The organism is Bacteroides sp. Phil13 (genome assembly GCF_001940965.1).
GTDB classification, from domain to species: Bacteria; Bacteroidota; Bacteroidia; order Bacteroidales; family Bacteroidaceae; genus Bacteroides; species Bacteroides intestinalis.
Window position 1 is genome coordinate 1 of record NZ_MSHA01000039.1, and the last position, 5,337, is coordinate 5,337.

The 5,337-nt window shown below is 37.5% G+C and carries 5 protein-coding genes; all 5 read right to left on the reverse strand.

Annotated elements, in window-relative coordinates:
• Positions 1 to 136 precede the first annotated feature (136 nt).
• A complete protein-coding gene (locus tag BWI44_RS06755) occupies positions 137 to 349 on the reverse strand; it encodes a DUF3791 domain-containing protein (protein ID WP_007667054.1) in 213 nt (70 codons plus the stop codon).
• Positions 346 to 864, reverse strand: coding sequence for a DUF3990 domain-containing protein (locus BWI44_RS06760; RefSeq protein WP_007667049.1), 519 nt, complete (start codon positions 862 to 864; stop codon positions 346 to 348). Before BWI44_RS06760 ends, BWI44_RS06755 begins: the two co-directional genes overlap by 4 nt.
• Positions 861 to 1,124 (reverse strand): DUF3791 domain-containing protein, encoded by a 264-nt coding sequence (locus tag BWI44_RS06765; RefSeq protein ID WP_007667046.1) that lies wholly within the window; start codon positions 1,122 to 1,124, stop codon positions 861 to 863. Before BWI44_RS06765 ends, BWI44_RS06760 begins: the two co-directional genes overlap by 4 nt.
• 264 nt (positions 1,125 to 1,388) lie before the next feature.
• Complete coding sequence (locus tag BWI44_RS06770; RefSeq protein WP_195209822.1) at positions 1,389 to 3,863, reverse strand: PL29 family lyase N-terminal domain-containing protein; 2,475 nt, start codon at positions 3,861 to 3,863, stop codon at positions 1,389 to 1,391.
• Between the two features lie 395 nt (positions 3,864 to 4,258).
• A complete protein-coding gene (locus tag BWI44_RS06775) occupies positions 4,259 to 5,206 on the reverse strand; it encodes a tyrosine-type recombinase/integrase (RefSeq protein WP_007667017.1) in 948 nt (315 codons plus the stop codon).
• Positions 5,207 to 5,337 lie beyond the last annotated feature (131 nt).

Genomic DNA, 5,337 nt, shown 5'->3' on the forward strand with positions numbered 1-5,337 from the left:
TCCTAAATAATTTATATAATTTCACCGTGCAATATATATAAAATGAACATGAATATGAAATTACACTCTTTATAGAAAAACGCAAAAAACGGCTTGTTTTTGGGAAAAAGAAAAAAGGAGGAAACTTTTTATTGTCCTATCCCATCTTATCCTGCAATTCTCTAATTACATCGTTTACGATATACAGGTCGCCCATTAGATATAGTCCCGTTTCCGGATCGTGCAGTCGTCCGCAAGTCTCGGACTCATAGAAGATGCCGAGGGCGCGTTCGGAAGAGATATTGAGGCGTTCACCCAATAATACGATGATACGTCCTATTTTGTTCCAGAGGAGAAGGTCGCTTATCATAACCTACCTCCTTTCTGTACGATACTTAAGGACAGACATTCTTTGAAGTGCAGGCATTCGTCGATGAGGTGCTGGTTGAGCAGGCACATCTGGTTATTGGGCTGATGTTGTGCTAGCTGTTCAAGAGCTATTTCAGCAGGCATAGTTCCCGCTATATAACTTTCCACTGTATCTACTACACGATCGTTTGCTACGCCTCCTTCTACAAAGTCGTATTCCTGCCAAGGTCTCAGCCCTTTGCGACTGTGTACGATGAAGTCGAGCCAGTCACGATTATAGGTTTCGAAATGCAGGCAGCGATAGGCCTGGTGGATACGTTCTATATCTATCTCATAGATGTTGAGACAGGGAGTACCTCGTAACAAACGTAAGTTGACAATTTGTGCCCAACGTTCGGCCTGACATCGGAGGGTGGTAACATAGAAACCCTGCCCAAAGTCAAGATCAGGACGTCCGTAGGATGCCAGTGGCTTTCTCACAGTGTCGGCTGCACCATGATAGACGAGGATGCTCATAGTCTACCTCCTTTCTTTGTTTTTCCGGCTGCTTCCCAGTTATGCAAGGTTTCAAGGGTGGTATCGGTTATATATTCACGGCTTTGAGTGTGTAGTAGATCATAATAGGGGAGAATGTACTCCTCTATCATGCCAACACGTGTCATACGGCGGTACATCTCAGTGGCAGATATACCTTTGCGACGGGCAGCTGCTTCGATACACGAAGCAGCGAATATCATTCGCAGTTGTTCGTCAGTCATTCGTTGCATACTTGTCATACTTCTTATCTCCTTTCTTAAATTGCAAATATAATGTTTACTAATTAGACTTATCCAATTCTGCTGAACAAAAAGTAATTTTCTTCGGCAATTTTCTCCGATAAACAAATAAAACTAAAAAATGCATTTGCTTCAAATAACTCATATAAAAAGAGTGAGGCTGTCTCCCACTGGATACAGCCTCACACAACAACATTTTACTTTTCACGATAGTGAAAAAGAAGGACTATTCTTCACAAAGTAGTTGTATTCAAATTAATGCTACTACTTAGTAACTGTTACAAGAATATCAGTACTACTTAAACTCTTACCCCACTCGTCAACTACGATAAGCTGTACTTTGCATGTCGGCGGAGTTACAATAGCAGTGCTTGAAGACTTCTTAGAAATCGTAATTATATCAGTTGTACTACTAAACTCAGTCTTATCAAGACTTAGATATTCCTGAGCATTTGCATCAGCCAGCTTAACTATATGTTTATTCACACGTGTGTCAGTTAATACGTTATAAGTCTTTCCAAATACATCTTTTGAAGAAATTTCAGACAATTTTAATGTAGCATTCGTACCACCGTTAACTTCTTTGGTCTTACCTGTATATTTAAGTTCACCTTCAAAGATTTCAGACTTGATAGTCAAGTTAAATGCAAACTTAATTGGTTCAACCTTAGAATTACCAAACGGAATATAAGATGCAGTGATCTCACGAGCATAGTATGCTCCACCAAATGTATGATTGGTTGTATTAACTCCTGCTTTATCAACAGTAATAGCAGAAACAGAAGCGTTACTCAGCCATGGATTAGCAGTATATTGAACACCACCTTCTGTATAAGCTGCCGGAACTTTCTCTGCGAACCGTACATTTACTTTATCTGCATTTCCAATATTGAACAGTTCAAACAGATCATAAGTAATGTTAGTGCCATTGGCTGTACCGTAAGCAGTTGCTTCAGTCTTAGCAGTATTGAAGTAAGCATCCAAAGGCTTGAAGTCGAATGTTGTAGCAGCATTTACCACGATCTTAACTGTTACATCTTTTTCAGGCCTAGTAGAACCGTTTCCATTGAAATGTATAGTTCCGATATAAGTAGTAGGGGCAACCAGCGTCTCATCAAATATGAAACTTGCTTTCCACTTAGTGTAACCAAACTCATCTATTTCACTGCTAAAGTTAGGTCCTGTAATACCTTCAATAACACCATACTTATCCGCATCACTATCAGTAGCATATTTAATACTAAATGAACGTGAAGCGCCTACTGTCAAATAATCAGCTAATGCAGTTGCATCCACAGAAACTGTCTTCTTGTTTGCAGCAGCTGTCATAGTCCAAATAACATCAGCCAAATCAGCTTCCGTACCAGCTGGTACAAATCTTACCCTAATGGTTTTATCAGACTTGTGTTCGCCTGTACTTGTTAAATAATGAACAGTAACATACAAATATCCAGCCTTCTTGCCACTGATAGTATTTCCATTCAGTTCAGCACCTGTAGCTTCTTTGTTGGCAGTTTGATCTTTTTCTATTGTGAAATAGTAATCGATTATATTATTCCCCCCAATATACTGATCTAAAGCTTCTGCTTTACCTATTTCAACTTGAGCAGTATTTGTATACAAGTTTGTAGTTCCTCTCGAGGTAGAAACTTTTACATCATATTTAGAAAGTATTTCATTGCCATAAGCGTCCTTAGTTGCAATTGCATAAGCAATATCTGAATTCGAGTTAGAGATATCATCATAGCTTACCCCTTCCTTGAATCCAACAGTCATATTATACAATCCCTTATTAGGAGTCGCATCAGCGCGCGTGATAGGATCTACACTCTGATTTGCTTCTACTGAAGAGATCACATAATTTGAATTTCCTTTAGAATCCGTCAAATAGAAATTGTATAAACTGGCATCAGCCATTGTAGGATTCACTTGAGCTATTACGATAGATTTAGCAGATGAAAGAAGGGCATCTTTTGCATAAGATTTTCCATTGAATTCAATGGCTTTGCCTTGCTCATTCTTACCATAAGAAAGTGTTATCGTTTTTGAAGAGTTATCATCCCAGCTAAACCAACTCTGAGCACCTACAGCTTCAACACTAGTAATTGCAGCTGTTCTTGGTAATACCAAAGTATCATAAGCAATGGTATCACCAGTCTTCTTCGGCATATAGATTTTCACCGTAACACCATCTTCCACGTAATAGATACCACTGATAGAGATTCCTAAATCTTTTTTAGTAGTGGTGTCATCACCGTATTGTACATACAGATGTCCATCGGAACCAACAGAGAAAGTTGGAGTGATTCCATCTTCACCTTTTTCACCTTGACCACCTTGTTCACCTTTCAATTCAGAAAGAGCGATTAAGTTGGTATAGGTTGTACCATTGTCATAGCTTACCTTAATATAACCATCTGCTACAGTTATTTTAGGACTGATGCCATTTTGTCCATCCGCACCGTTTGAGCCATTAGCGCCATCTTTACCATTAGTAATGGAGTATTCTTTACCATTACCTAACTTCACAATGATTCCGTCAGCAGTAGAAGTAACGCCTGCAACCCACTCACCACTATTAATTTGGCTTTGCAGCTCTGTAATAGCAGATTTATTGGCATCAATTTGTCCCTGCAAGTTACTAATGTCATCGTCGTAGTCCTTACAAGACGTAAACGTTCCTGTAGAGCCTATCATTAAAGCCCCGAACAGGATTGCACTTAGAAATTTTTTGTTCATAATAAAAAACTTTAAATTTATAAATTTAAAAAAATAAAGAATAATAAAAATTCATTTGTAAAACCTCACCTTCTTAAAACCGTTACTTCATAGGTAACAGAGTCTAAATCAAATAATTGATTTAACCTTTTCTAAGAAATGTAACTTCTCATATTTTTTAGCCATTAGCTATTGATGTATTCTGTAAATTTTGAATACTGCGATAATGTTGACATTGGCAAAAAAAGAGAAAACAAAGAGGTTTTCAAGCTAAAATACTTGGATAGAATATGCAATTAATTAATATTGAGCAATATGACGCAAAAAGACATTGGAAGAGTAGGGACACAAAAATATGCCCGAAGAATATTATTCCCCGGGGTGAACGTAAAGCCGATTATTATTCCGATAAATCTCTAAACAATACTTGCGTATTCTTTCACATAAGAGATAACTTGCGAATTAGCATTATCTATTTTCTCATTTTGGAACGGTTTTAAGTAAGTTTCCGTCACTTTGATAGACGAGTGCCCCATCGCTTCTGATATAATACCTGGATGTATTTCACAATAATATGCCATTGTTGCCCATGTATGCCTAATAGTATAGGAACTTAGATGAGCAGCAGTTTTCATATATTTTTTTAATCGGGATAATCGATAATTAAACATCCTTAAGGATGATTGATACTCATGATAAGCAGCTTCTGTACCTTCTGGGCTTGATAAAAAGGGAAAAAGATAAGGAGATTCCGGCTTTGTTTTAGCTACTATACGTATAAGTTTTATAGCATCAGGTGTCAACATTACAGTCAATAAACGTCCAGTCTTTCGCCTACGGTATTTTAGAGTATTACCTTGAATATCTGCTTTACGCAAATATGCCAAATCTACAAACGGAATACCGCGTAGTAAGAACATGAGTGCGAATATGTTCTTCGTAGTTTGCAACTCTATAGGTAAAGAGCCACACGAGGATGCTTTTTCTGTCTCACAAAGCAGATTCCCTATATCAGAAACCTCTAAAGCCCTTCTTTGATCCGCACACACACTTGTATGCACATGCTTGAAAAGTCGCGGAACATATAAAGCATATCCATTGTCTACTGCTCGGTTATAAATAGCTCTTAATACTTTCATATAAGTAGAAACCGTATTCCAACTACATTTGCGTTGACGAAGATATATCTCAAAGCTTTTTAATAAGTTAGGATCCAATTTGTAAAATGGTATATCCTTATTATTATTAAATGTAGAAAAAGAATTGCGGGCACTTCGATAAACGTGAGCGGTGCCCCATTGACCATTAGCACGAAGCTCCTGAATGGTGGTGGATAGCATTTCCAATAATAACTTTTGTTTCATAATCGAATGTTTTTTGAATACTATTACTCTTTTTTTAATGAATATCACAAAAAAAACAGCTTTATTTGCACAATTATATAAAATCAATTATATTTGCACGGTATTTTATGCCGTTACCTATAAAGTAACGG